The 23795-nt window shown below is 61.8% G+C and carries 24 protein-coding genes; 4 read left to right on the top strand and 20 right to left on the bottom strand.

Annotated elements, in window-relative coordinates:
- Positions 1 to 34: 34 nt before the first annotated feature.
- Complete coding sequence (locus tag FFR93_RS17540; protein ID WP_138394158.1) at positions 35 to 1024, bottom strand: aldo/keto reductase; 990 nt, start codon at positions 1022 to 1024, stop codon at positions 35 to 37.
- A gap of 136 nt (positions 1025 to 1160) precedes the next feature.
- Between FFR93_RS17540 and FFR93_RS41925 the strand changes: the two genes are divergently transcribed.
- A complete protein-coding gene (locus FFR93_RS41925) occupies positions 1161 to 1292 on the top strand; it encodes a hypothetical protein (protein ID WP_280951283.1) in 132 nt (43 codons plus the stop codon).
- Positions 1293 to 1610: 318 nt separating this feature from the next.
- Here FFR93_RS41925 and ntrC read toward each other — a convergent pair whose 3' ends face one another.
- From ntrC to dusB, 3 genes are read right to left on the bottom strand one after another with little or no spacing between them, the layout of a single operon-like run.
- Positions 1611 to 3062, bottom strand: coding sequence for a nitrogen regulation protein NR(I) (ntrC, locus tag FFR93_RS17530; protein ID WP_064709018.1), 1452 nt, complete (start codon positions 3060 to 3062; stop codon positions 1611 to 1613).
- Positions 3059 to 4213: a nitrogen regulation protein NR(II) gene (locus tag FFR93_RS17525; RefSeq protein ID WP_064712830.1), complete on the bottom strand. Its 1155-nt coding sequence runs from the start codon at positions 4211 to 4213 to the stop codon at positions 3059 to 3061. Before FFR93_RS17525 ends, ntrC begins: the two co-directional genes overlap by 4 nt.
- Positions 4210 to 5229: a tRNA dihydrouridine synthase DusB gene (gene dusB / locus FFR93_RS17520; protein ID WP_138394157.1), complete on the bottom strand. Its 1020-nt coding sequence runs from the start codon at positions 5227 to 5229 to the stop codon at positions 4210 to 4212. The genes FFR93_RS17525 and dusB overlap by 4 nt, the downstream gene beginning before the upstream one ends.
- 142 nt (positions 5230 to 5371) lie before the next feature.
- Between dusB and FFR93_RS17515 the strand changes: the two genes are divergently transcribed.
- Positions 5372 to 6592 carry a bifunctional 2-C-methyl-D-erythritol 4-phosphate cytidylyltransferase/2-C-methyl-D-erythritol 2,4-cyclodiphosphate synthase gene (locus FFR93_RS17515; RefSeq protein ID WP_138394156.1) on the top strand — a complete coding sequence of 407 codons (1221 nt, stop codon included), beginning with the start codon at positions 5372 to 5374 and terminating at the stop codon, positions 6590 to 6592.
- A complete protein-coding gene (locus FFR93_RS17510; protein WP_138394155.1) occupies positions 6589 to 7089 on the top strand; it encodes a CinA family protein in 501 nt (166 codons plus the stop codon). The genes FFR93_RS17515 and FFR93_RS17510 overlap by 4 nt, the downstream gene beginning before the upstream one ends.
- A gap of 16 nt (positions 7090 to 7105) precedes the next feature.
- On the opposite strand, the gene FFR93_RS17505 is transcribed toward FFR93_RS17510, so the two are convergent.
- The 15 genes from FFR93_RS17505 to FFR93_RS17435 form a co-directional block, all read right to left on the bottom strand.
- Positions 7106 to 7561: a type II toxin-antitoxin system RatA family toxin gene (locus FFR93_RS17505; protein ID WP_138394154.1), complete on the bottom strand. Its 456-nt coding sequence runs from the start codon at positions 7559 to 7561 to the stop codon at positions 7106 to 7108.
- A 9-nt stretch (positions 7562 to 7570) separates the two neighbouring features.
- Positions 7571 to 8149: an AAA family ATPase gene (locus FFR93_RS17500; RefSeq protein WP_138394153.1), complete on the bottom strand. Its 579-nt coding sequence runs from the start codon at positions 8147 to 8149 to the stop codon at positions 7571 to 7573.
- A 285-nt stretch (positions 8150 to 8434) separates the two neighbouring features.
- Positions 8435 to 9406: a lipoyl synthase gene (lipA, locus tag FFR93_RS17495; RefSeq protein ID WP_138394152.1), complete on the bottom strand. Its 972-nt coding sequence runs from the start codon at positions 9404 to 9406 to the stop codon at positions 8435 to 8437.
- Positions 9407 to 9461: 55 nt separating this feature from the next.
- A complete protein-coding gene (locus tag FFR93_RS17490) occupies positions 9462 to 9710 on the bottom strand; it encodes a GlsB/YeaQ/YmgE family stress response membrane protein (RefSeq protein WP_064709026.1) in 249 nt (82 codons plus the stop codon).
- A 31-nt stretch (positions 9711 to 9741) separates the two neighbouring features.
- On the bottom strand, positions 9742 to 9996 hold the full coding sequence (locus FFR93_RS17485) for a GlsB/YeaQ/YmgE family stress response membrane protein (RefSeq protein ID WP_011425215.1): 255 nt from the start codon (positions 9994 to 9996) through the stop codon (positions 9742 to 9744).
- Between the two features lie 76 nt (positions 9997 to 10072).
- The gene (lpdA, locus tag FFR93_RS17480; protein WP_138394151.1) at positions 10073 to 11521 is read right to left on the bottom strand and encodes a dihydrolipoyl dehydrogenase; all 1449 of its coding nucleotides are present in this window, start codon (positions 11519 to 11521) and stop codon (positions 10073 to 10075) included.
- Between the two features lie 16 nt (positions 11522 to 11537).
- A complete protein-coding gene (locus FFR93_RS17475) occupies positions 11538 to 12119 on the bottom strand; it encodes a GNAT family N-acetyltransferase (RefSeq protein WP_138394150.1) in 582 nt (193 codons plus the stop codon).
- Positions 12120 to 12121: 2 nt separating this feature from the next.
- Positions 12122 to 12763 carry an SGNH/GDSL hydrolase family protein gene (locus FFR93_RS17470; RefSeq protein ID WP_138394149.1) on the bottom strand — a complete coding sequence of 214 codons (642 nt, stop codon included), beginning with the start codon at positions 12761 to 12763 and terminating at the stop codon, positions 12122 to 12124.
- Between the two features lie 19 nt (positions 12764 to 12782).
- A complete protein-coding gene (locus tag FFR93_RS17465) occupies positions 12783 to 14132 on the bottom strand; it encodes a pyruvate dehydrogenase complex dihydrolipoamide acetyltransferase (RefSeq protein ID WP_138394148.1) in 1350 nt (449 codons plus the stop codon).
- A 14-nt stretch (positions 14133 to 14146) separates the two neighbouring features.
- The gene (locus FFR93_RS17460) at positions 14147 to 15532 is read right to left on the bottom strand and encodes a pyruvate dehydrogenase complex E1 component subunit beta (RefSeq protein WP_138394147.1); all 1386 of its coding nucleotides are present in this window, start codon (positions 15530 to 15532) and stop codon (positions 14147 to 14149) included.
- A 15-nt stretch (positions 15533 to 15547) separates the two neighbouring features.
- On the bottom strand, positions 15548 to 16594 hold the full coding sequence (gene pdhA / locus FFR93_RS17455) for a pyruvate dehydrogenase (acetyl-transferring) E1 component subunit alpha (protein ID WP_064709032.1): 1047 nt from the start codon (positions 16592 to 16594) through the stop codon (positions 15548 to 15550).
- 145 nt (positions 16595 to 16739) lie between these two features.
- Entirely contained in the window at positions 16740 to 17060 is a 321-nt protein-coding gene (locus tag FFR93_RS17450) for a septum formation initiator family protein (RefSeq protein WP_064709033.1), read from the bottom strand.
- Positions 17061 to 17195: 135 nt separating this feature from the next.
- Entirely contained in the window at positions 17196 to 18470 is a 1275-nt protein-coding gene (gene eno, locus FFR93_RS17445; RefSeq protein ID WP_064709034.1) for a phosphopyruvate hydratase, read from the bottom strand.
- A 140-nt stretch (positions 18471 to 18610) separates the two neighbouring features.
- Positions 18611 to 19456 carry a 3-deoxy-8-phosphooctulonate synthase gene (gene kdsA / locus FFR93_RS17440; RefSeq protein ID WP_064712832.1) on the bottom strand — a complete coding sequence of 282 codons (846 nt, stop codon included), beginning with the start codon at positions 19454 to 19456 and terminating at the stop codon, positions 18611 to 18613.
- The gene (locus FFR93_RS17435) at positions 19453 to 20349 is read right to left on the bottom strand and encodes a VOC family protein (protein WP_138394146.1); all 897 of its coding nucleotides are present in this window, start codon (positions 20347 to 20349) and stop codon (positions 19453 to 19455) included. The genes kdsA and FFR93_RS17435 overlap by 4 nt, the downstream gene beginning before the upstream one ends.
- Positions 20350 to 20548: 199 nt before the next feature.
- Between FFR93_RS17435 and lexA the strand changes: the two genes are divergently transcribed.
- Positions 20549 to 21268, top strand: a complete 720-nt coding sequence (lexA, locus tag FFR93_RS17430; RefSeq protein WP_064709188.1) for a transcriptional repressor LexA — start codon at positions 20549 to 20551, stop codon at positions 21266 to 21268.
- Here the strand turns inward: lexA and FFR93_RS17425 are convergent.
- A complete protein-coding gene (locus FFR93_RS17425) occupies positions 21249 to 23675 on the bottom strand; it encodes a ComEC/Rec2 family competence protein (RefSeq protein ID WP_138394145.1) in 2427 nt (808 codons plus the stop codon). The two genes, lexA and FFR93_RS17425, sit on opposite strands and share 20 nt — an antisense overlap.
- Positions 23676 to 23795: the final 120 nt, after the last annotated feature.

Below are 23795 nucleotides of genomic sequence, written 5' to 3'. Positions count from 1 at the left end.
GCGGCACCCGCAGCCTCAGAGTTTTGGCGACTGTTTAGAAGCGGCGGGGGCCTTCGGGTTTGTTGCCGGCAATCAGGTCGATCCGCTCCAACACATCAGCCGTCAGCTTGTGCCTGTGTGAGAGGGCCGCGAGATTATCCTGCAGTTGGCTGGCGCGCGAGGCGCCGAGAATGACGGTGGAGACGTGCGGATTGGCGAGGCACCACAACAGCGCGAGATGAGTGATCGACAAGCCGATCTCGTCCGCGAGTTTTGCGAGTTCGCCCACTTGCCTGAGCTGGGCGCGGCCGGAATCGCTCGACCATTTTTCCTTCAACCATTCGTAGCCGGGCAGGTTCATGCGGCTGTCGGCGGGCACGCCGTTATTGTATTTGCCGGTGAGGACGCCCGAGGCGAGCGGCGACCAGATTGTGGTGCCAAGGCCGATCAGGTCGTAGAGCGGGAGATAATCAGCCTCGACCTTCTGGCGTTCGAAGATGTTGTACTGCGGCTGCTCCATGGCGGGCGGCGTGATGCGCAGGTCCCGGGCAACCGCATAGGCCTCGGTCAACTGCTGTGCGGACCATTCGGACGTTCCCCAATAGAGCACCTTCCCCTGGGCGACGAGATCATGCATGGCCCGGACGGTTTCCTCGATCGGCGTGTCGATATCCGGGCGGTGACAGAAATAAAGGTCCAGGTAATCGACCTGAAGCCGCTTCAGCGCCGCATGGCAGGCGTCGGTCACGTGCTTGCGCGAGAGGCCGCGTTGCGTTGGTTTCTGGCCTCCCCAAAAAACCTTGCTCGAGACGATGAAGCTGTCGCGGCTCCAGCCAAGCGATTTGAGAGCCTCGCCCATGACGATCTCGGATTTACCGCTTTCATAGCCTTCGGCATTGTCGAAGAAGTTCACCCCGTTGTCATAGGCCAGCCGCATGAGATCGACGGCGTCACCGCCGTTCACCTGCTTTCCGAAAGTAACCCATGAGCCGAAGGAGAACTCGCTCACCTTCAGACCCGACTTTCCCAAACGACGATATTCCATCACGCAGCTCCCGGAGATTATGAACATGTGTCGACCGCTACCGATGTCGGCCTCGCGCGATCGACCGGCGATCGATGCGCGTAATCTATGGCACCAGCAACGATATGCGAGCCCAAGCCCGACAAATCGAACCGCCATGAAACATCATGTCGCAGCGCCGGTCAGCCCGGTGGCAAAGAAAAGGGCGCTCCACGACCTTGGTCGGAGCGCCCATGGCATGCTGGCGACGACAGTTGCGGCGGAAGTCGACAGCAGCAACGGCAGATGACGAGATTCGGAACGGATAGGCAACATCCAAGCACAATCTGGGACGCATTCGCCCACTGACCGACCCTCTCTTCCACCGGTTATCCACAGCCTATCCACAGGCGCGGTGACCACGACCGCAGCAACTTCAATGACATTTGCCCGGCGTCAAACAATAGCCCGCAAATACTATGTGACTGTCAAATGACACTGCGTTTTTGTTTGCCGGCGCAGATACAAACCGAACTCTGGCTCGGATAGATTGATTTCTGTTCCCGACCGTAGCGGCGGATACTGGGAGGAGGTGGCGGTGGGCAAACGAGGAGCCCACCGCCTTTTTTCAGGCGGTGCGGGAGCTTCTATAAACAGATACCCCGAGTTCCCTGATCTTCTTGCGCAAGGTGTTGCGGTTGAGGCCGAGAAGATCGGCCGCCTTGATCTGATTGCCGCGCGTCGCAGTCAGGGCGGCGAGAATCAGCGGATATTCCATTTCGGTCAGCACACGGTCATAGAGGCCCGGCGGCGGCAGGTTTTCGCCGAAGCTTGCGAAATAGCTGCGCATGTTCTCCTCGACCGCCTGAGCGATGGTCATCGAGCCGTTGCGGATCGGCCCCTTGTCGATCGGGCTGTCGGGCACATCCGAGCGCAGCTCGGCATCGATGATCTCGCGTGTAATGACATCCTGCGGATAGAGCGCCATCAGGCGGCGGATCAGGTTTTCCAGCTCGCGGACGTTGCCCGGCCAGGCATAGGCCTTCATCAGTTCCAGCGCTTCCTGATCGAAGCGCTTGGAGCCGAGGCCTTCCTTTTCCGCCTGCTGGATGAAATGGCGCACCAGATCTGGAATGTCCTCGGCGCGGTCGCGCAGCGGCGGCAGACGCAGCGGCACGACGTTGAGGCGATAGTAGAGATCCTCGCGGAAGAGGCCCTGGTTGATCGCCTGTTTTAGGTCCTTGTTGGTGGCGGCGACGATACGCACGTCGGTTCGGATCGGCGTGCGTCCGCCGACCGTGGTGTATTCGCCCTGCTGCAGCACGCGCAGAAGCCGCGTCTGGGCGTCCATCGGCATGTCGCCGATCTCGTCGAGGAAGAGCGTGCCACCTTCGGCCTGCTCGAAGCGGCCGGTCGAGCGGGTCTGCGCGCCGGTGAAGGCACCCTTCTCGTGGCCGAAGAGTTCCGATTCGATCAGGTCGCGCGGGATCGCCGCCATGTTGATCGCGACGAAGGGGCCATTGCGGCGCTTGCCGTAATCATGAAGGGCGCGGGCGACGAGCTCCTTGCCGGTGCCGGACTCGCCGGTAATCATCAGAGTCAGGTCGGTCTGCATCAGGCGGGCGAGCACACGGTAGATTTCCTGCATCGCCGCCGAGCGGCCAACGAGCGGCATGCCATCCTGCATGTCCTCTTCGAGCTTGGCGGGCTTGCGCTTCGGCTCGGCCAGCGCCCGGCCGATGATGCCGATCAGCTCGGTTAGGTCGAAGGGCTTCGGCAGATAGTCGTAGGCGCCTTTCTCCGAGGCCTTGATGGCGGTCATGAAGGTGTTCTGCGCGCTCATGACGAGGACTGGGAGATCGGGACGGGCCTTCTTGATCCGCGGCAGGAGGTCGAAGGCGTTTTCATCGGGCATCACCACGTCGGTGACGACAAGATCGCCCTCGCCCGCCGAAATCCAGCGCCAGAGGGTTGCGGCGTTGGAGGTGATGCGAACGTCATAACCGGCGCGGCTCAAAGCCTGGTTGAGCACGGTGCGGATGGCCGCATCATCATCTGCAACGAGGATCGTGGCTGTCATCGAGAAGGTCCTGTCGAGCTTGCGGAAGAAGCATCCTCGAGCGAGGCGTCCTTCGACGCCGGCATGAGAACGCGGAAAGTCGTGCGGCTGTTCTGGCTGTCGCATTCGATGATGCCGCCGTGATCGCCGATGATCTTGGCGACCAATGCTAGGCCAAGGCCGCTGCCATTCGTCTTGGTGGTGATGAAGGGATCGAAGAGATGCGGCAACAGGTCGGCCGGCACGCCGGGGCCATTGTCGTGGACGCAGAATTCCAGTGGCAGCGAGATCTTTTCACGCGTGCCGGCGACCGACAGACGGATGCCGGGGCGATAGGCCGTCGTCAGCATGATCTCGCCGTCCGGCCGATCCCCGACGGCTTCGGCGGCGTTCTTCACCAGGTTGAGGAACACCTGAACAAGCTGATCGCGATTGGCGTAGACCGCCGGCAGCGACGGGTCGTAACTCTCGGTGATGCGGATATTGCGGGCAAATCCCGCCTTGGCGACCGCCTTCACGTGATCGAGCACGGAATGGATATTGACCGGCATGCGGTCAACTGGACGCTCGTCGGAAAAGACCTCCATGCGGTCGACCAGGGAGACAATGCGATCCGTCTCGTCGCAGATCAGCCGCGTCAGCGCGCGGTCGTCATCGATGACGGATTGTTCGAGCAGCTGGGCAGCACCGCGGATGCCGGAGAGCGGATTCTTGATCTCATGCGCCAGCATTGAGGCGAGACCGGTCACCGAGCGGGCGGCGGCCCGGTGCGTCAACTGCCGGTCGATCTTGTCGGCCATCGAACGTTCCTGAAAGACGATCACGACGGCGCCGGGCTCGCTGAGCACGGGGGCGACGTAGAGATCGACGAGCTTGTCCTGGCCGAGGCGCGGCGAACTCAGGTCGACGCGGTATTCGTTGACCGGCGCCTTGCGCTCGCGCACCTGGTCGATCAGGGCGAGCAGCGGACTGCCGAAGGGAATGAAGGTCGAGATCCGGTATCGTGCCAGATGTGAGGCGCTGGCGCCGAAAAAGGCCTCCGCCTCCCAATTGGCGAAGGCGATAAAGCCGGATTCGTCGACCATGACGACTGGGTTCTGGATGGCGTTCAGCACGGCCATGGCGACGGTTCCGCCGGCATGGTCGGGCGGCGATATCATATCCTTCGTCATGCCGCCTCCTGGCTGTCGAGCGCACCTGCGGCCAGCGCGTCATAAAGGCGCGCCGCTACCTCGCGCGGGTCACGCGAGGTCATGATGTCTGCCTTCTCGCCACCGGCAACCGCGGGAGCAAACCGCTCGAGATACCAGCCGAGATGCTTGCGGGCATGGCGGATCGCCACCGCCTCGCCGTAAAAATCGAGCATCATCCGGTAATGTTCGACGGCGATATGGGGAATATCTTCGCGCCGCGGTTCCGCCGCTCCGGCGAGCACACCGGCATGCCACGGCCTGCCCTGGCAGCCCCGGCCGATCATGACGGCATCGGCGCCGGAGCGGCGTAGAATCTCCTGCGCATCCCCGGCGGTTTCGACATCGCCATTAGCGATCAGCGGAATGGAGATCACCCCGCGAACGGCGCGGATCGCATCCCAATCGGCGCGGCCTTCGTAAAACTGCATGCGGGTGCGCCCATGAATGGTGACGAGCTGAATGCCGGCCGCCTCGGCGCGGCGCGCGATGTCGGGCGCGTTGATCGAATTCTCGTCCCAGCCGAGGCGCATCTTCAGCGTCACCGGAATCTCCACGGCCTTAACCGTCGCCTCGATGAGGCCGAGCGCGTGGTCGGGATCGCGCATCAGCGCCGAGCCGGAATACCCGCCGATCACCTTCTTTGCCGGGCAGCCCATGTTGATGTCGATGATATCGGCGCCATGATCGGCAGCGATCTTCGCCGCTTCCGCCATCCAGTGCGCCTCGCGCCCGGCGAGCTGCACCATATGCGGCCGGAAACCGGCAGCCTTCAGCCGCGCCCAGGATTCGGCCGTATCATTGACCAGTTCGCGGCTCGCCACCATCTCGGTGACGACAAGACCGGCGCCGAAGCGCCAGGCAAGCTCACGGAAGGGCATATCCGTGACGCCGGACATCGGCGCCAGCACAACGCGGTTCCGCACGGACACGGGCCCGATTCGGAAAGGCGCTGCGAGATTCTTGCAAATCAAATGATTATCTTTCAGGCACACCATAGAACTGCATTATTTTTAGCCACAGATCCACGCCTTTGCCAAGGGGGCTCGGGCCGGAATCGATATTTTTTGGGCAGATGCTGGAAAAGGCCAAAGCAAGAGGTTAGAGACTCCGGTCAATTCCGCATGATTTAGGGGATTTATGCCGCAAATGCCGTCCAAGCAACCGATATCGGCTGGAATTGTCATCGTTGCCGCCGGCCGCGGCGAGCGCGCAGGATCCTCCACGGAAGGCCCCAAGCAATATCGCATGATCGGCGGCAAGCCAGTTATCGTCCACACGCTTGAAAACTTCATGACATGGGAAGCTGCAGTTGAGATCGTCGTCGTCATTCACCCCGATGACGAGGCGCTGTTTGCGAGAGCGTTTCGCCATATCATCTCGGCGACACCGATCGAAACGGTGCGTGGCGGTGCGACTAGGCAGCAGTCGGTGCTTGCCGGCCTCAGACACCTCAAGGACAAGAATGTCAGCCATGTGCTGATCCACGATGCGGTCCGGCCTTTCTTCGACCATGGGCTTCTCGACCGCATTGCCGAGCGCCTTGCCGACGGCGCGCAGGCGGTGCTGCCGGCCATGCCGGTCACCGACACCTTGAAACGCGCCGACAGCGCCGGCACCGTATTGGCGACAGTCTCGCGCGAGCACCTCTATGCGGCGCAGACGCCGCAATCCTTCGCCTTCGCAGCTATCCTCGACGCGCACGAGAAGGCAGCGGAGAGCGGGCGAAACGATTTTACCGACGACGCCTCGATCGCCGAATGGGCCGGCATTCCTGTGACGATCGTCGAGGGCACAGGCGATAACGTCAAGCTGACCGTCAAGCGCGATATCGCCATGGCCGACGACAAGTTGTCGGCCTCGCTGCTTCCCGACGTGCGCACCGGTAACGGTTATGACGTACACCAGCTCGAACCGGGCGACGGCGTGACACTCTGCGGCGTGTTCATTGAGCATGATCAGAAGCTCAAAGGCCATTCGGATGCCGACGTCGCGCTGCATGCGCTGACCGACGCGCTGCTTGCCACCTGCGGCGCCGGCGATATCGGCGATCACTTCCCGCCGTCCGACCCGCAATGGAAGGGAGCGGCTTCGAAGATATTCATCGAGCATGCCGCCCGGATCGTGCGCGAGCGCGGCGGCACGATCATGAATGCCGACGTCTCGCTGATCGCCGAGGCGCCGAAGATCGGCCCGCATCGCGAGGCCATGCGGGCAAGACTGTCCGAATATCTCGGCATCGATCTCGAACGCTGCTCGGTCAAGGCGACGACCAATGAGAAGATCGGCTTCGTCGGCCGGCGCGAAGGCATAGCGGCGATCGCCACGGCGACCGTCGTCTATCGGGGAATGAAGCGATGAGTCTTTTTCCCGAGGACATCCATTCGGCAGCCGCGGCGATCATCCGCGACTTCACCGCTGCCGGGCTGATGATCTCGACCGCCGAATCCTGCACCGGCGGGTTGATCGCCGGGGCGTTGACCGAAATTTCGGGTTCGTCCGCCGTCGTTGACCGCGGCTTCGTCACCTACACGAACACGGCCAAAATCGAGATGCTCGGAGTGCAGGAGCAAACACTGCTCGGCTTCGGGGCGGTTTCCGAAGAGACCGCCCGGCAGATGGCGCATGGCGCCCTCTTCCGCTCGCGCGCCGCGATCGCCATCGCCGTCACCGGCATTGCAGGCCCCGGTGGCGGGTCGGCGGAAAAACCAGTCGGGCTCGTGCATCTCGCCGCCAAATCGCGGACCGGCGCACTCGTCCACCGAAAGATGCTTTACGGCGATATCGGCCGCAGCGCGGTGCGGCTGGCAACGGTGCGGACGGCGCTGGAGATGGTGCATTCTCTCCTCGCCAGTTGATCCCGGCTGCGATCGTCTATTGCACCGTGACGTAAATCCTGTTCGCCCTTGTCTCGAAAGCTTCAGTGAACATACGGAAGGCGCGGTCGAACATAGAGCCCATCAGCGCGCCCAATATGCGGCTCTTGAACTCATAATCGATGAAAAAATTGATCGTGCAGCCGCCAGCCGGCGTTTCGCCGAAATGCCATCGATTTTCGAGATATTTGAACGGGCCATCGATATATTTGACCTCGATAACGCGCTCGGCCCGGTTCAAAAGCACCTGGGTCGTGAAGGTCTCGCGGATCGCCTTATAACCCACGGTCATGTCGGCCACGAGCAGGATCTTGCCGTCGCGCTCCCTGCGGCTCTTGACGGAAAGCGCCTCGCAGAGCGGCAGGAATTCCGGATAGCGCTCGACATCGGCAACGAGATCGAACATCTGGTCGGGCGTGTGCGGGACGGAACGGTGCGTTTCGAATTGCGGCATAGGCGGCACTTAAGCGGGCCGGTCCAGAAGATCAAGGAGTTCGCGCATCCGGCGGCGGGATTTTAGCTGAAGAACCGGCACATCCGGGCCATGTTCGGGGATGCCGGCTGCATGATCCCGAAGTGCTGCCTCAATCAGTGGCACGCCGTCCCGCTCGAAATTCCAGATATAGGCAAGCGCATCCAGCGAGAGGCGCTCAGGGCAGCCGGCAGGCAGTTCGGGACGGTTACGTCCGAAATATCGCAACGTTCTTGAGACGGCGCCGTAGAGGCATGAATATCTTGACGGGCGAAGCCAAATGACGAAATCAGCCCGAGGCAGGCGAAGATGGAAGGAGCTGAGGCCGGTTCCATCCATGATCCAGCGTTCTTCCGCCACGGCATCGCCCATTAGACGGTCAATCTCGCCGCGCGGCCTCTTTCTCCAACCCGGCAGCCAGTAGAAGTCGCGGTCCATGGAGATGTAGCGAAGGCCGAGCGCTTGCGAGAGCTTTCTTGCAAGCGTGCTCTTACCGCTGCCGGGGCAGCCGATCACCAGGATACGGTCGGCTTCGGCAAGCGTCGATTTTGATCCGGATATGACTTTCATCGTCGCCTCAAACGCGACACCTCCGCCAAGGAGATCGCCGCGGGTTGCCCCTCATCCGCCTGCCGGCACCTCCTCTCCGTAAACGGGGCGAAGGGAATATGTCGCGACCTCCGCCCCTCGCTGTCCTCTCGCAGGGCACGTCCCCTCGCCCCGTTTTTTTGCAGGGAGAGGGTTAGGGTGAGGGGCAGCCATCGGCGCGAATCGGGCAGCAGTGAGACGAGTCCGAGCAGCCGAAGCGTGGGTTAGCCGCTTTATCAGCAGTCTGACAAAACAAGCACTCCAACCTTATTCAGCAGCGATCAGCAGCTTCTTCTCGCGCGCCGCCTTCAGCCGGGCAAAATCATCGCCAGCATGGTGTGACGAGCGGGTCAGCGGGCTAGATGCAACCATCAGGAAGCCTTTGCTGTAGGCGACCGTCTCGTAGGACTTGAACTCCTCGGGCGTGACGAAGCTCTCAACCTTGTGGTGTTTGCGGGTCGGCTGCAGGTACTGGCCGATCGTCAGGAAGTCGACATCGGCCGTGCGCAGGTCGTCCATCAGTTGCAGCACTTCGTTGCGCTCCTCGCCGAGGCCCACCATGATGCCCGACTTGGTGAACATGGTGGGATCGAGCTCCTTCACCCGCTGCAGCAGGCGGATGGAGTGGAAATAGCGGGCGCCGGGGCGAACCGTCAGGTAGTTGCCGGCAACCGTTTCCATATTGTGGTTGAAGACGTCGGGCTTGGCGGCGACGACGCGCTCCAGCGCACCCGGCTTCTTCAGGAAGTCCGGCGTCAGGATCTCGATCGTCGTTGCCGGCGAGGCGGCACGGATCGCCCAGATCACCTTTTCGAAGTGCTCGGCGCCACCGTCTTCGAGATCGTCACGATCGACGGAGGTGATGACGACGTGGCTGAGGCCCATCTCCCGGACCGCCTTGGCGACGTTTTCGGGCTCGGCCATATCGAGCGCGTTCGGCTTGCCGGTCGCGACATTGCAGAAGGCGCAGGCGCGGGTACAAATCTCGCCCATGATCATGAAGGTCGCGTGCTTCTTGTCCCAGCACTCGCCGATATTCGGGCAGCCTGCCTCCTCGCAGACGGTAACGAGCTTGTGCTCCTTCACGATGGCGCGCGTCTCGGCATAACCTTTGGAGGTCGGCGCCTTGACGCGGATCCAGTCCGGCTTGCGCATGACCTCGGTATCGGGACGATGCGCCTTCTCCGGATGACGTACGCGTTTGGCGTCGGGATTGATCGTGTCGAGAATAGTCACCATTGCAGTATCAGCTTTCCGCCGCCTTATGCGGCACAGTCTCCAAAGCGCGTCGCAATCAGCGCCGCACCAGTCGCGCAAGGAATATCAGCAGGCAGGCCCCGAGGAAACCCGTCACGAAATATCCCAGCCGTCCGCCGGCAAGCTGGACGTGAAATTGGGCGAGGATGGCGGTGGCGACGACCGAGCCGACGATGCCGAGGACGATATTCAGGAAAATTCCGTATCGCGCGTCCATCAGCTTACCGGCGAGCCAGCCTGCAAGCCCACCGATGATGATTGCCGAAATCCAGCCTACGCTTTCCATTCCCGCCCTGCCCTTGCTTGAGCCATTTATCCTATGCGACCGCCCTGGCAACCAGCACCACGATGATGGCGCCGACCGTGGCATGGATGATCTGCACCACCAGCGCATTTTCAATGCCCAGCGAGATGCCGAGCGCGCTGAACAGATAGCCGCCGACGAAGGCGCCGATGATGCCGCTCAACAGGCATCTGATCAACCCGCCGCCACCGACGACGAGACTGGCCAGGAAACCCGCAACCAGGCCGATCAGCAAAAACACCAGCAACGCCTGCGTCTCCATAGACATGATGATTTCCTTTCGCTTTTTCCACCCGACCGGAGCGGCTTCCCACTCATGCAAAAAAGGGCGCCCCCGGAAATTCTCACGCGTTCAGCACACGCCCATAAGCATCGAGTACCGCTTCCTTCATCGTCTCGGACACGGTCGGATGCGGGAAGATCGTATGCATCAGCTCTTCCTCGGTCGTTTCGAGGTTCATCGCGACGACGAAGCCCTGGATGAGTTCGGTGACTTCGGCGCCGACCATATGGGCGCCAAGCAGCTCGCCGGTCTTCTTGTCGAAGATCACCTTCACCATGCCCTGGTCTTCGCCGAGCGCGATCGCCTTGCCGTTCGCCGCGAAGGAGAAACGGCCGACGCGGATATCGCGGCCCAGCTCCTTGGCTTTGGCTTCGGTCAGGCCGACGGAGGCCACCTGCGGATCGCAGTAGGTGCAGCCGGGGACCTTGCCCTTGTCGGTGGGATGAACATTCGGCAGGCCGGCGATCTTCTCGACGCAGACGACGCCCTCATGCTCCGCCTTGTGCGCCAGCATCGGCGGGCCGGCGACGTCGCCGATCGCATAGATGCCCGCGACATTGGTCTTGCCGTAACCATCGGCGACGACGCAACCGCGGTCGGTCTTGACGCCGAGTGCCTCGAGGCCGAGGTTTTCGATATTGCCCTGAACGCCTACGGCCGAAATCATCCGGTCGGCGGTGATCTGCTGCACCTTGCCGTCTGCAGTCTCGACATGGGCGGTGATGCTGCCCGCCCCTTTCTCGACTTTGGTCACCTTGGCGCTCGTGAAGATCTTGAGACCGCGCTTTTCCAGCTGCTTGCGGGCGATGGCGGTGATTTCGGCGTCCTCGACCGGCATGATGGTCGGCATGACTTCGACGACCGTGACGTCGACGCCCATCGAACGATAGAAGCTTGCGAATTCGATGCCGATCGCGCCCGAGCCCATGACGATCAGCGACTTCGGCAGCACATCCGGCTTCAGCGCCTCGAAATAGGTCCAGATCAGCTTGCCGTCGGGCTCGATGCCCGGCAGCGCGCGCGGACGGGCGCCGGTCGCAAGGATGATGTGCTTGGCGGTATAGGTGCCCTCGCCGCTCTTGACGTTTTTCGGCAGCGGGTGCTGCGGTTCGACGACAGGCTTAGAAGACTTGCCGACGACGATCTCGCCGGGCTTCGAAAGCTTCGCCTCGCCCCAGATGATGTCGATCTTGTTCTTCTTCATCAGGAAGCCGACGCCGGCATTGAGGCGGGCAGAGACAGCACGCGAGCGGCCAACGACCGCCTTGGCGTCCGGCTTGACGGTGCCCTCGAGAACGAGGCCGTAATCCTTGAGATGGTTGGAGTGGTCGAGCACCTCGGCCGAACGCAGCAGCGCCTTGGTCGGTATGCAGCCCCAGTTCAGGCAGATGCCGCCCATATGCTCGCGCTCGACAATCGCCGTCTTGAGGCCGAGCTGGGCTGCACGGATGGCGGCGACATAGCCGCCGGGCCCGGAGCCGATGATGATGACGTCGTAGGATTCAGCCATGTGTTTCCTGCCTTTGTTACGCTGCGCTGCGGGTCATGAGCACCCACGCGTGCCTCTTGCTGTTTTCGAAGAGCGGCACGGCATCAGCGCGCGCAGCCTCCAAGAATCCGTTTCTTCCATAAAGCGACAAAGCCGCTTCGTTGTCGCTTGCGGTGATCAGACTGACGGGCCGCCGATCGGCCCTTTCGATCTGATCCTCCAGCAGCCTCTGTCCGACGCCGATGCCGCGCAGGTGGCTGTAAACGCCGAGACTGCCGATGAACCAGCTTCCCACAACCGTCTTCTGCAAGGCGAGCATCGGCTCGGTCGCCGGAATGGTCACCTCGATATCGCTTATGTCTTCATCCAGCGCATGGCCGATCGCCACACCTGCGACCTCGCCATAGGCCTCGGCGACCACCGCGTCCCGCCAGCCTCCGACGGCCTCCTCCTCACTCATCTTCAGCCTGCCCCGCTCCAGCGGCGTGTCGCTCACGCCCTTCGCCACGTCGGCGAACCAGAGCCAGGAGGCAAAGCCATGCGAGGCAATATCCGCCAGAATTGCCAGCTCCGAGGCATCCCGCCGCGAGGCCTGCCGGAGGGCAACGAAGGCGGTCACTCTCAGATCCCCAGCATCATCCGCACGATTGATTCCAGCCCGCGTCCGAGTGCACGCGTATTTTCCGCATCGAGGTGAATTCCGTCGATCGGCGTAGTCTTGGCGACGGAATTACCGTCGAAAAAGCCACAACCGAGTTCGTCGGCAAGATCGCGATAAAGCGTTGCGAGCTTTGCCGATTCCTCGATGCCGCCGGGAAAGGATGCGGCGAAGGGCACGTTGCCCGTCGCGCAGATCGCCGGCGGCGCCACGATCAGGATCTCCGGCCCATCGAATTCGAAAGGCCAGGCGTGATTGCGGATCAGCCGCACGAGCCGGCTGATGCCCTGGCAGGCGGCAAAGGCAGAACCGGCCACGACCGGCTTCATGTCGTTGGTGCCGAGCAGAAGGATGACGAGGTCGAGCGGCGCATGCGTCTGCAGGATCGTCGGCAGGATGCGTGCGCCATTACGATCGCAATCGGCAAGGTGGTCGTCGAAAGCGGTCGTGCGGCCGTTCAACCCCTCGGCGATGACACGCGCGTCGCTGCCGAGCGCTGCCTGAAGCACGCTCGGCCATCGATTCTTGTACTCATGACGGCCGATCGTCTCGGCGTCGTAACCCCAGGTAAGCGAGTCACCATAGCAAAGAACGGTCTTGGTCATTTCCGCCTCCGCTTCGCTGTCAGACAAGCATGCCCATCGGGTTTTCGATGTAGCCCTTGAAGGCCTGGAGCAACTCGGCGCCGAGGGCGCCATCGACGCAGCGATGGTCGGTCGAGAGCGTGACCGTCATGACCGACGCAATGGCCATTTCGCCGTTCTTGACGACGACCCGCTGCTCCCCAGCACCGACCGCGAGGATCGTCGCATGCGGCGGGTTGACGACGGCGGCGAAGTTCTTCACGCCCATCATGCCCATGTTCGAGACCGAACTCGTGCCGCCCTGATATTCCTCGGGCTTCAGCTTGCGGTCCTTGGCCCGCTTGCCGAGATCGCGCATCTCGTTGGCGATGACCGACAGCGTCTTCTGCTCCGCCTTGCGGATGATCGGCGTGATCAGGCCGCCGGGGATCGAAACGGCCACGCCGACATCGGCGTGCTTGTGCTTGACCATGTTGTTGTCGGTCCACGACACATTGGCGTCCGGAACGTCGCGCAGCGCCAGCGCCATGGCCTTGATGACCATATCATTGACCGAGAGCTTATAGGCCGGAGCGCCGTCCTTGCGGGGCGCTGCGTCGTTGAGCTGGGCGCGCAGCGCCATGAGAGCGTCGAGCTCGCAATCAACGCTGACGTAGAAATGCGGAATCGTCTGCTTGGATTCGACCAGGCGCCGAGCGATCGTCTTGCGCATGCCGTCATGCGGCACGAGTTCGTAGGAGCCCGGCTCGAACAGCTTAAGCACGGCATCCTCGGAGGCGCCTTTCGGCGCGGCAGCAGCCGGAGCCGGTGCAGCAGCCTGCGGAGCCGGAGCAGCGGCAGGCGCGGGAGCGGGCTTGGCGCCGCCGGCAAGGGTGGCTTCGATATCGCTCTTGATCACGCGGCCATGCGGACCGGAACCGGCGACGGCCGAAAGGTCGATGCCGGCTTCCTTGGCCAGACGGCGCGCGAGCGGTGAAGAGAAGGTACGGTTGCCACCAGCCGAAACGGCCGCGGGTGCAGCGGCAGGTGCCGGCGCCGGAGCGGCCTCGGTCTTCGCCGGCGCAGCTTCGACTTTCGGCGCAGCTGCGCCCTCTGCCTTGGCGGGAGCGGCGGATCCCGCGCCGCTTGCGGCAGCCGAAACATCTTCGCCATCGGCGGCAAGAACGGCGATCAGGGCATTGACCTTGACGCCTTCGGTGCCGGCGGGAACGACGAGCTTGGCAACAGTGCCTTCATCGACAGCTTCGACTTCCATCGTCGCCTTGTCGGTCTCGATCTCGGCGATCACATCGCCAGACTTGACCTTGTCGCCTTCCTTGACCAGCCACTTGGCCAGATTGCCTTCCTCCATCGTCGGAGAGAGGGCGGGCATCGTGATATTGATCGGCATCGAGATACCCTCCCTTATTTGTAGCAGACAGCCTTCACCGCATCGACAACTTCGCCGACATTCGGAAGTGCCAACTTTTCGAGATTGGCGGCGTAAGGCATCGGCACGTCCTTGCCCGCAATCGTCAGGATCGGCGCATCGAGATAGTCGAAGGCCTGCTGCATGACGCGGGTGGCGATTTCGGTGCCGACCGAGGATTGCGGATAACCTTCCTCGACAGTGATGAGGCGGCCGGTTTTCTTCACCGATTCGATAACCGTGGGAAGGTCCATCGGGCGGATTGTGCGAAGGTCGATCAATTCGACGTCGATGCCGAGCTGTTCGAGTTCGGCGACCGCCTTCGTTGCATAGGTCATGCCGATACCGAAGGAGACGACCGTGGCGTCCTTGCCCTGACGATGGATGCGCGCCTTGCCGATCGGGAGCACGAAGTTATCGAGCTTCGGCACATCGAAGTGCTGGCCGTAGAGAAATTCGTTCTCGAGGAAGATGATCGGGTTCGGATCGCGAATTGCCGCCTTCAGCAGGCCCTTCGCGTCCGCCGCCGTGTAGGGCATGATGACCTTCAGACCGGGAATGGCGCTGTACCAGGCGGCATAGTCCTGGCTGTGCTGGGCGGCGACGCGGGCGGCGGCACCGTTCGGGCCGCGGAAGACGATCGGCGCACCCATCTGGCCGCCGGACATGTATAGCGTCTTGGCGGCCGAGTTGATGATTTGATCGATCGCCTGCATGGCGAAGTTGAAAGTCATGAATTCGACGATCGGGCGAAGGCCGGCCATTGCCGCACCGACACCGACGCCGGCGAAGCCATGCTCGGTAATTGGCGTATCGACAACCCGGCGGGGGCCGAATTCCTGCAGCAGGCCCTGCGTGACCTTGTAGGCGCCCTGATATTCCGCGACTTCCTCGCCCATCACGAAGACGTCTTCATTGGCGCGCATTTCTTCGGCCATGGCGTCGCGAAGCGCTTCGCGCACGGTCATCGACACCATTTCGGTACCGGCAGGAATTTCGGGATCGTTCGGAATGACGGCCTTCGGCTCGGCCGGAAGCGGCGCTGAGGCCGAGCCGGTGTCGGTCGGCTTTTCTTCCTGGGGCACCTGGGGTGCGGCGGCGACTGCCGGTTTGGCGGCTGATATATCCGAGGCCGATTCGCCGTCCTGCAGCAGCACGGCAATCTTGGTGTTGACCTTGACGCCTTCGGTTCCGGCATCGACCAGCAGCTTGCCGATAATGCCTTCGTCGACGGCTTCGACTTCCATCGTCGCCTTATCGGTTTCGATTTCGGCAATGACGTCGCCTGAGGTGACCTTGTCACCCTCCTGCTTCAGCCATTTGGACAGAGTGCCTTCTTCCATCGTCGGAGAGAGGGCGGGCATGAGGATATCGATAGGCATGAGTTCCCTCCCCGATTAGAGCAGAATGTCGGTATAGAGCTCGGATGCATCCGGCTCAGGATCGGCCTGGGCGAAGTCGGCGCTGTCGGCGACGATGTCGCGGACATCCTTGTCGATCGCCTTCAGATCGTCTTCGGACGCCCAGCCCTTTTCGATGAGGCGCGCCTTCACCTGCTCGATCGGATCCTGCTCGGAGCGCATCTTCTGCACTTCTTCCTTGGTGCGATACTTCGCCGGATCGGACATGGAGTGGCCGCGATAACGGTAGGTCAGCATCTCGAGGATGATCGGGCCCTTGCCGGAGCGGCAATGTTCGAGCGCCTCGTCGGCCGCCGCCTTGACGGCGCGAACGTCCATGCCGTCAACCTGCATGCCGGGGATGCCGAAACCCGAGCCGCGCAGCGAGTAATTCGACTGCGCCGTGGCGCGCGCCGTCGACGTGCCCATGGCGTAGCGGTTGTTTTCGACGACATAGATGATCGGCAGCTTCCAGAGAGCGGCCATGTTGAAACTCTCGTAAACCTGGCCCTGGTTGGCGGCGCCGTCGCCGAAATAGGCGATGGCGACATTGTCATTGCCGCGATAGCGGTTTGCGAAGGCGAGACCGGTTCCGAGTGAAACCTGGGCGCCGACGATGCCGTGGCCGCCGTAGAAATGTTTCTCTTTCGAGAACATGTGCATCGAGCCGCCCTTCCCGTGGGAATAGCCGCTGCGGCGCCCGGTCAGTTCCGCCATCACGCCGCGCGCTTCCATGCCGGTAGCAAGCATATGGCCGTGGTCTCGATAGGCGGTGATGACCTGATCGCCTTCCTTCTGCGCCATCTGCATGCCGACGACAACGGCTTCCTGACCGATGTAGAGATGGCAAAAGCCGCCGATGAAGCCCATACCATAAAGCTGACCCGCCTTCTCCTCGAAGCGGCGGATCAGTAGCATCTCGCGATAGGCCTTGAGTTCCTCATCCCGATCGAAGTCGGCTATTGGGCCTCCGTTCGATGCTTTGGCTGCTGGTTTTGCTGCAGTTTTGCGGCTGGAAACGGTCGCGGTCTTTCGCGGCGCCATTCAACCCTCCCTATGGGTTTGTCGTTTCTCGGTGGCGCGTACCATAGGGAAGAAACATGACCACAGCAATGCCATAATTGCATGGCTCGTATTCGCCGCTAAGCCATTGGCAACAAAGACGAAATATCGATTAACTCGATTCTGGTTAATTCGAATAATGATTGAATATGACGATCTCGTCCGCACGCGACATATTCAGCTGATATCGCGCCTTTTCGTCCAACATATCCTTGTCGAGCGAGCCGTCACTGAGCAGGGCGACCTGGCTTTCCAGATGTTCGCGCTTCGCCTTCAACACCGCAAGCTCTTTTTCGCGTGCGATGCGCTGGCGCTCGAACGTCTCCGTCGCCCGCAGGCCGTAATCGCCATGGATGCAATGATAGCCGAAATAGGAGAGGAAGGCGACCGTCATGGCCGGAACGACGAAGCGGCCGATCTTTCTCTTCTTATGATGCTTTGTCCACATACACGTATGCTCTTGAACGCATTACCAATTCTTCGAGCATACCGCGCAGAGATTAACCGTTCGTTGACTCTAAATTCGAGCAACAAAAAACCCGCGCCATGAAGCGCGGGTCGGGGAGCTGAAAGTCAGAAGCGATCAGCCTTTGATGATCGAGCGGCCGGCATACTGGGCCTGAGGGCCGAGGCCTTCCTCGATGCGGATCAGCTGGTTGTACTTGGCAAGACGGTCGGAACGCGACAGCGAGCCGGTCTTGATCTGACCGCAGTTGGTCGCAACCGCGAGATCGGCGATTGTCGAATCTTCCGTTTCGCCGGAGCGGTGCGACATGACGGCGGTATAGGCCGCCTTGTGCGCCGTGTTGACCGCGTCGAGCGTTTCCGTGAGCGAACCAATCTGGTTGACCTTAACGAGGATCGAGTTGGCGACACCCATGCGAATTCCGTCGCGAAGGCGGGCCGAGTTGGTGACGAAGAGGTCGTCGCCAACGAGCTGGGTCTTGTTGCCGATCAGATCGGTCAGCGTCTTCCAGCCATCCCAGTCGTCCTCGGCCATGCCGTCCTCGATCGAGATGATCGGATACTTGCCCGCGAGTTCGGCCAAATATTCGGCCATGGCGCCCGATTCGAGCGTGCGGCCTTCGCCCTCCAGAACATATTTGCCGTCCTTGAAGAATTCCGTCGAGGCGCAGTCGAGGCCGAGGCACATGTCGTCGCCCGGCTTGTAGCCGGCTTTCTCGATCGACTTCATGATGAAGTCCAGGGCCTCGGGCGCGCTCTTCAAGCCCGGTGCAAAACCGCCTTCATCGCCGACATTGGTGTTGTGGCCTTGCGCGGCAAGTTCCTTGCGGAGCGTATGGAAGACTTCCGACCCCATGCGCACGGCTTCAGCGATCGTATCGGCGCCGACCGGCAGGATCATGAATTCCTGGAAATCGATCGGATTGTCGGCATGGGCGCCGCCATTGATGATGTTCATCATCGGCACCGGCAGCAGGCTGGCGGAAGCGCCGCCGACATAGCGATAAAGCGGCAGGCCTGATGCCTGGGCGGCAGCCTTGGCGACAGCGAGCGAGACGCCGAGGATGGCGTTGGCGCCGAGGCGCGACTTGTTCGGCGTGCCGTCGAGTTCGATCATGATGTTGTCGATCTGGATCTGGTTTTCGGCATCGATGCCGCCGATCGCGTCGAAGATCTCGGTGTTGGCGGCATCGACCGCCTTCTGAACGCCCTTGCCAAGGTAGCGCTTGCCGCCGTCGCGCAGCTCGACCGCCTCGTGCGCGCCGGTCGAGGCGCCCGAGGGAACGGCCGCGCGGCCCATGCTGCCGTCTTCGAGATAGACGTCGACTTCGACGGTGGGGTTGCCACGGCTATCGAGAATCTCGCGGGCGATGATATCGGTGATTGCAGTCATGGGTTCTTCCTGCTCGGTGGGTGATAGGTCGTTCGAAGCCTGTCATAATCGAAGGCGTGCAAATTACAATGCCGCAATTTCCTGCCTTCGAACGGTATTATGTCGTGGCCTAAACCACGATCATGTCAGCCTGTTGAATGTCAGGCCTTGGCGATTGCGTCGAAGGCAAGCAGCTTCTCAAGCAGGCGCGGCATGTCCCTGAGATAGACCATATTCGGGCCATCGGACGGTGCGTTGTCGGGGTCCTGATGGGTTTCGAGGAAGACGCCGGCAATTCCCGTCGCGACCGCCGCACGCGCCAGCGTTTCCACGAACTCCCGCTGGCCGCCCGAGGAATCGCCCTGCCCGCCCGGCTGGGCAACGGAATGCGTCGCATCGAAGACAACGGGAGCGCCCATCGCCGCCATGATCGGCAGCGAGCGCATGTCGGAGACCAAAGTATTGTAGCCGAAGGAAGCGCCGCGCTCGCACAGCAGCACGTTTGGATTGCCGCTGGCGTTGAGCTTCTTCAGGACGTTCTTCATGTCCCAGGGTGCGAGGAACTGGCCCTTCTTGACATTGACGGCGCGGCCGGTCCTGGCGGCGGCGATCAGAAGGTCGGTCTGGCGGCAGAGGAAAGCCGGGATCTGCAGGACATCGACGATCTTTGCCACCTCCGCGCATTGCTCGGCGGTGTGGACGTCGGTCAAGACGGGAAAGCCGAATTCCTTTTTCAGATCGGCAAAGACCTCCATGCCCTTCTCCAGGCCGATGCCGCGCTCGGCCGAGAGGGAGGTGCGGTTCGCCTTGTCGAAAGAGCTCTTGTAGACGAGGCCTATGCCGAGCTTGCCGCAAAGCTCTTTCAGCGTGCCGGCCACCATGAAGGCATGATCGCGGCTTTCCATCTGGCAGGGGCCGGCGATCAGCGACAGGCGGCCTGTATTGGAAAAGGTGACTTGACCATCGCCTTCGCCGATCTTGACTTCGGAATTCGTATCGGAGCTCATCGTGGTTCCTCGAAGGCAAAGAGCGTGCCCTGGCCGGGCGCGGGCTTCACCAGAATGCGGTTGTTCTTACGCGTATACGTCACCCCGTTAGCAGCCAAATGCGCTTCTGTCACGGCAAGATCGGCGACATTGAAGAGGATTGCCCGGCCGCGCAGTCCGCGCTCGGCGGGTGAGACCGCGGTCTCGAAATAGGCCTCCAGCCCCTCCGGCGTCACCAGGCTGATCCTCGCATTCGAGGCCGCGATATTGACGCCAAACCCGGTTTTCTCGGCTGCCGATTGCGCTGCGGCAAGGCCGACGAAGGCGGCGAAAGCCGCCGGCTCCGGTGCGCAGAGCGCCACCTCAGCAATGCCGGTGACGCCATTGTCATGCCTTTCCAGCGAACCGCGATCGGCCGGCAACGGGTTGACGCGCTCGACGGCAAAGAGAAGGAGATCGGGCGCGCGGAGATCGCCGGCAAAAGCCAGTCTGAAGCTCCCGATGCTCTCGGAACCATCCGGCATTTTCATAGTCCGACTAAACTCCAGCATCTTGCCGGCGCTCGATCCCTTGTCGATGAAACTCTTATGATCGAGCCCGCAATCCCCGGTGCCGAAGGCTATCGCCGAAAGCCCTTCCTCGCCGCAGCGGAAGCGAAAGGCCTGGTTGTGGGCGGTAAAGACGTTACCCTGCCGCGCCGATAGCTCGCTCTCCTCGACGCTCGCTACACCGAGCGGCTCCAGATAGGTCTTGTCGGCAAAGAATACGCAGGCATTCTCCGTGCCGAAGGGGTGGCGCGCATCGGCGGCAACGGTGAAGCCGAGTTTCCCGAGCCTCTCGCGCGCCAGGTCTATATTGACGACAGGCAACACGACATGATCCAGCGGGTGCGGCTTGGCGGAATGGTCTTTCATAATGTCCCTCTCCCTGAAATGGCATGAGATGTGCGACGGCACGCGGTCAATTCAAGGCTTGCGCGCCAAATCCGGCGAATGAAAATAAAAATCTCAACGAGTTGACGGGAAGTTTTACGGAAATTTAGCTACTTGCAGAACACATATGGAACATATAGTGTCTGTTCTGGATTTGTTTCAATCACGGGGTCTGACGTCGATGCTCACGCGCAAACAACAGGAGCTTCTCCTTTTCATTCATGAGCGCATGAAGGAATCCGGCGTTCCTCCCTCTTTCGACGAAATGAAGGATGCTCTGGACCTCGCCTCGAAATCAGGCATCCACCGCCTGATCACGGCGCTAGAGGAACGCGGCTTCATTCGCCGCCTACCGAACCGCGCCCGAGCGCTCGAAGTGATCAAGCTTCCAGAGGCCTATAGCCCCAGTCTTCAACCGCGCCGCGGTTTTTCGCCGAGCGTTATCGAGGGCAGCCTCGGCAAGCCCCAGCCGGTCGCCGCCCCTGCTGCGGCAAAGGCGGTCGCAGACAACGGCAACTCCGTCTCCGTGCCGGTCATGGGACGTATCGCCGCCGGCGTTCCGATTTCGGCGATCCAGAACAACACGCACGACATCGTCGTTCCCGCCGATATGCTTGGCTCCGGTGAGCACTACGCGCTGGAGGTCAAGGGCGATTCGATGATCGACGCCGGCATCTTCGACGGCGATACGGTGATCATCCGTAACGGCAGCACTGCAAGTCCCGGCGATATCGTCGTTGCCCTCGTCGACGACGAGGAAGCAACGCTGAAGCGTTTCCGCCGCAAGGGCGCATCGATCGCCCTGGAAGCCGCCAACCCGGCCTATGAGACCCGCATCTTCGGACCCGACCGCGTCAAGGTGCAGGGCAAGCTGGTCGGCCTCATCCGCCGCTATCACTGACGCTGGACGGGCCGGAATCGGTAAAACTGTTGCTGCGCCAATCATAGGCGCGGTGGCGCATCCATGGCCGCGATAATGCATCGAAGGCCGTCGCGACCTCGAGGCCGCTCTCAGTGAAACGCAATTCGACCGAACCGGTCCTGCGCAGCGTTTCGCCGGTAAACAGCGCCGCACCCGAGCGGCAGCTGGCGAAGCGCAGGCGTACCGACGTTACGACAATATCGCCGGCATCGCAAGCAGGGCCGAGATAGGCGGCATTTTCGATGACGGTCACGATATGACCGTTTGCAAGCTTGGCTATGCACCAGGCTTTCCTGAGGCAGGAAAAGCTTTCCGCCTCAGCGCCGGCCGCGGCCGCCTGCATCGCGATCTTCGCTTCGTTCTGCTGCTCGCGGGAAAGCCTGAGGCGCCTCTCCTTATCCTCCGGGCTCGCAGGACTATCCAGCATCGTCGGCGGATTATGCACCGTCAGAACGAGCGCCCTCTGCCACTGATCGAAGATGAAATCCGGCGGCCTTTCGCGATTGGAGGCCATTGCTGCCGGCGTGACGACCGCGACGAGCGCGCCGTCTTCCGAAATCACCAGATCCGGCGGCCGGGATGCCGGCAGAACCACTACTGCAAGCGTCGAGACGGCGATGAGAGCGGTGCCGACATGGCGCAGCCGCGTCCGCAGCAAGGTCATCAGCAGGAAACCTGCCACGGCCAGCGTGAAATACCAGCTGGGCAATCGACCGACGCCGATATTCCCGCCCCAACCGGATATCGTCTTTGCCACCACGATCACCAGATCGAGGCCGAATCCGACCACCTTCCAAGGCAATATATCAAGCCCGAAAGGCATGAGCAGCATCGCCAACAACCCGGCCGGCATGACGATGAAGGAGATGATCGGCATGGTCGCGAGGTTTGCCGGGAGACCATAGGCCGTCAGGCGATGAAAATGCTCGATCGAAAACAGCGCCGTGGAAAAGCCGCCGATCAGCGAAGTCAGGAAAACGCCGCTGAAAAAGCGTGCGACCGCAGCGGCCAGCCGCAGGGCCGGCATTTTCGGCAGGGCGCTTTCGCCGACGCGCCGTTCCTTCCACAGCTGATAAGCCGATACCAGCGCCAGCGTCGCGGCAAAGGACATTTGAAAACTCGGGCCCAGGACTTCGGAAGGTGAGATCACAATGATAACAAGCGCGGAAAGAGCGACGTTGCGCAGGCTGATCGACGGCCGGTCGAAGAAGACAGCAATCAGCATAATGGCCATCATGATGAAGGCGCGCTCTGCCGAGACGGCGAAACCCGAGATCAGAAAATAGGCCGTGACGGCGATGAGCGCTCCGGCGGCGGCAAACTTCTTGGTCGGATAGGCCTGAGCGACACCCGGAAAGAGGCTGAGCAGCATCCTAAAGCCGACGAAGAAGATGCCGGCCGACAGAGCCATGTTGAGGCCTGATATAGCGATAATGTGGGCAAGGCCTGACTGGCGCAGTGCGTCCGTCGTCTCGTTCGAAATCGCGCGCCGCTCGTCCGTCACGAGAGCGGCGGCAAATGCGCCCGTGTCGCCAGGCAGAATCGCGCGTATGCGATCGCCGATGCCGCTACGCAGCCTATAGAGCCACTCGAGCAGGGCATCGGAACTCCATCTCGCCTCCGGCGGCGGCGCCTGCGCTTCGAGCTTCGTCGGCGCGCCGTAGAAGAAGCCGTTTGCACCGATGCCATCGAAATAAGCCGCGAAGGAAAAATCGTTGAGTTCGGGCAGCGCCGGGCCTGCCGGCGGCGTCAGCCGTGCCCTGCCGGTGATGATATCACCGATCTCGAAAGGCACATCGGCGCCGCGGGCGATGACGGTTACCCGCCTCGGCGGCCGCTTCACCTCCGGCTCGGCGGTGCCTGTGAGGGCAAGAATATAGCGCCACCGCCCGCGATCGTCGCCTTCGCGCCGCTCGACGCGGCCTGTCACCGTCGTCGTCACCGATGAATCGAGCATGACGGTGGAGACCCGCCAGCTCTCGAACTGAGCGCAGAGCATGCCGCACACCATAAGCGCCAGCGTTAGAAGCGTTGTCTGCAACGCCGGCCGTGCGCAGCCCGCGACGAAAACCGCAACCGTCAACGTCAACAGGCCGAGCAGCGATGGAACGACCGGAATATCTGTCGCCGCCAGAAACCAGAAGGCGGAGCCGGCGCCGAGGAGAACCGGCGAGAATAAAAGCAGGCGGCCGTAGTCCACCTCCTCGCTCAGCATGCGAACGCCGGCACGCGATAATTGGGTGATTGCGGCCGTCAGCCGGTGTCGTAAAGGTACCGAGGACTGGGTCGTTGCCGGCGTCCCCGCGGCAGGCGTATGAAAAGGCGTGGGATCGGCTGGGCCGACGCCCGCCTTCGGCCGCAATTCGGCTGTCGTCATTTCCTGCATGCGCCGCCCGAGGTCATTCCGCCCAGACCCCAGAATGCAACCTTAACGCAAATCCGGCAAGAATAATCGATTGAAATATGAGGGAAAATCGTAAGCGGCAAAAGGTCAGTTGAATCATCG

This window comes from Rhizobium sp. MHM7A (assembly GCF_005862215.1).
GTDB classification, from domain to species: domain Bacteria; phylum Pseudomonadota; class Alphaproteobacteria; order Rhizobiales; family Rhizobiaceae; genus Rhizobium; species Rhizobium bangladeshense.
Note: the sequence above shows the minus strand (reverse complement) of the source record. Positions and strands in the feature narration are given on the sequence as shown.

Excerpts from the sequence above, each read along its gene's own strand:
- lipA (WP_138394152.1), bottom strand. The coding sequence starts at position 9,406 with ATGGTGACTATTCTCGACACGATCAATCCCGACGCCAAACGCGTACGT.
- lexA (WP_064709188.1), top strand. The coding sequence starts at position 20,549 with ATGCTCACGCGCAAACAACAGGAGCTTCTCCTTTTCATTCATGAGCGC.
- FFR93_RS17515 (WP_138394156.1), top strand. The coding sequence starts at position 5,372 with ATGCCGCAAATGCCGTCCAAGCAACCGATATCGGCTGGAATTGTCATC.
- FFR93_RS17540 (WP_138394158.1), bottom strand. The coding sequence starts at position 1,024 with ATGGAATATCGTCGTTTGGGAAAGTCGGGTCTGAAGGTGAGCGAGTTC.
- pdhA (WP_064709032.1), bottom strand. The coding sequence starts at position 16,594 with ATGGCGCCGCGAAAGACCGCGACCGTTTCCAGCCGCAAAACTGCAGCA.
- lpdA (WP_138394151.1), bottom strand. The coding sequence starts at position 11,521 with ATGGCTGAATCCTACGACGTCATCATCATCGGCTCCGGGCCCGGCGGC.
- FFR93_RS17490 (WP_064709026.1), bottom strand. The coding sequence starts at position 9,710 with ATGGAAAGCGTAGGCTGGATTTCGGCAATCATCATCGGTGGGCTTGCA.
- eno (WP_064709034.1), bottom strand. The coding sequence starts at position 18,470 with ATGACTGCAATCACCGATATCATCGCCCGCGAGATTCTCGATAGCCGT.
- FFR93_RS17500 (WP_138394153.1), bottom strand. The coding sequence starts at position 8,149 with ATGAAAGTCATATCCGGATCAAAATCGACGCTTGCCGAAGCCGACCGT.
- FFR93_RS17435 (WP_138394146.1), bottom strand. The coding sequence starts at position 20,349 with ATGAAAGACCATTCCGCCAAGCCGCACCCGCTGGATCATGTCGTGTTG.
- FFR93_RS17465 (WP_138394148.1), bottom strand. The coding sequence starts at position 14,132 with ATGCCGATCAATATCACGATGCCCGCCCTCTCTCCGACGATGGAGGAA.
- ntrC (WP_064709018.1), bottom strand. The coding sequence starts at position 3,062 with ATGACAGCCACGATCCTCGTTGCAGATGATGATGCGGCCATCCGCACC.
- FFR93_RS17525 (WP_064712830.1), bottom strand. The coding sequence starts at position 4,213 with ATGACGAAGGATATGATATCGCCGCCCGACCATGCCGGCGGAACCGTC.
- FFR93_RS17485 (WP_011425215.1), bottom strand. The coding sequence starts at position 9,996 with ATGTCTATGGAGACGCAGGCGTTGCTGGTGTTTTTGCTGATCGGCCTG.
- FFR93_RS17460 (WP_138394147.1), bottom strand. The coding sequence starts at position 15,532 with ATGCCTATCGATATCCTCATGCCCGCCCTCTCTCCGACGATGGAAGAA.
- kdsA (WP_064712832.1), bottom strand. The coding sequence starts at position 19,456 with ATGAGCTCCGATACGAATTCCGAAGTCAAGATCGGCGAAGGCGATGGT.
- FFR93_RS41925 (WP_280951283.1), top strand. The coding sequence starts at position 1,161 with ATGAAACATCATGTCGCAGCGCCGGTCAGCCCGGTGGCAAAGAAAAGG.
- FFR93_RS17470 (WP_138394149.1), bottom strand. The coding sequence starts at position 12,763 with ATGACCAAGACCGTTCTTTGCTATGGTGACTCGCTTACCTGGGGTTAC.
- dusB (WP_138394157.1), bottom strand. The coding sequence starts at position 5,229 with ATGGTGTGCCTGAAAGATAATCATTTGATTTGCAAGAATCTCGCAGCG.
- FFR93_RS17450 (WP_064709033.1), bottom strand. The coding sequence starts at position 17,060 with ATGTGGACAAAGCATCATAAGAAGAGAAAGATCGGCCGCTTCGTCGTT.
- FFR93_RS17505 (WP_138394154.1), bottom strand. The coding sequence starts at position 7,561 with ATGCCGCAATTCGAAACGCACCGTTCCGTCCCGCACACGCCCGACCAG.
- FFR93_RS17425 (WP_138394145.1), bottom strand. The coding sequence starts at position 23,675 with ATGCAGGAAATGACGACAGCCGAATTGCGGCCGAAGGCGGGCGTCGGC.
- FFR93_RS17510 (WP_138394155.1), top strand. The coding sequence starts at position 6,589 with ATGAGTCTTTTTCCCGAGGACATCCATTCGGCAGCCGCGGCGATCATC.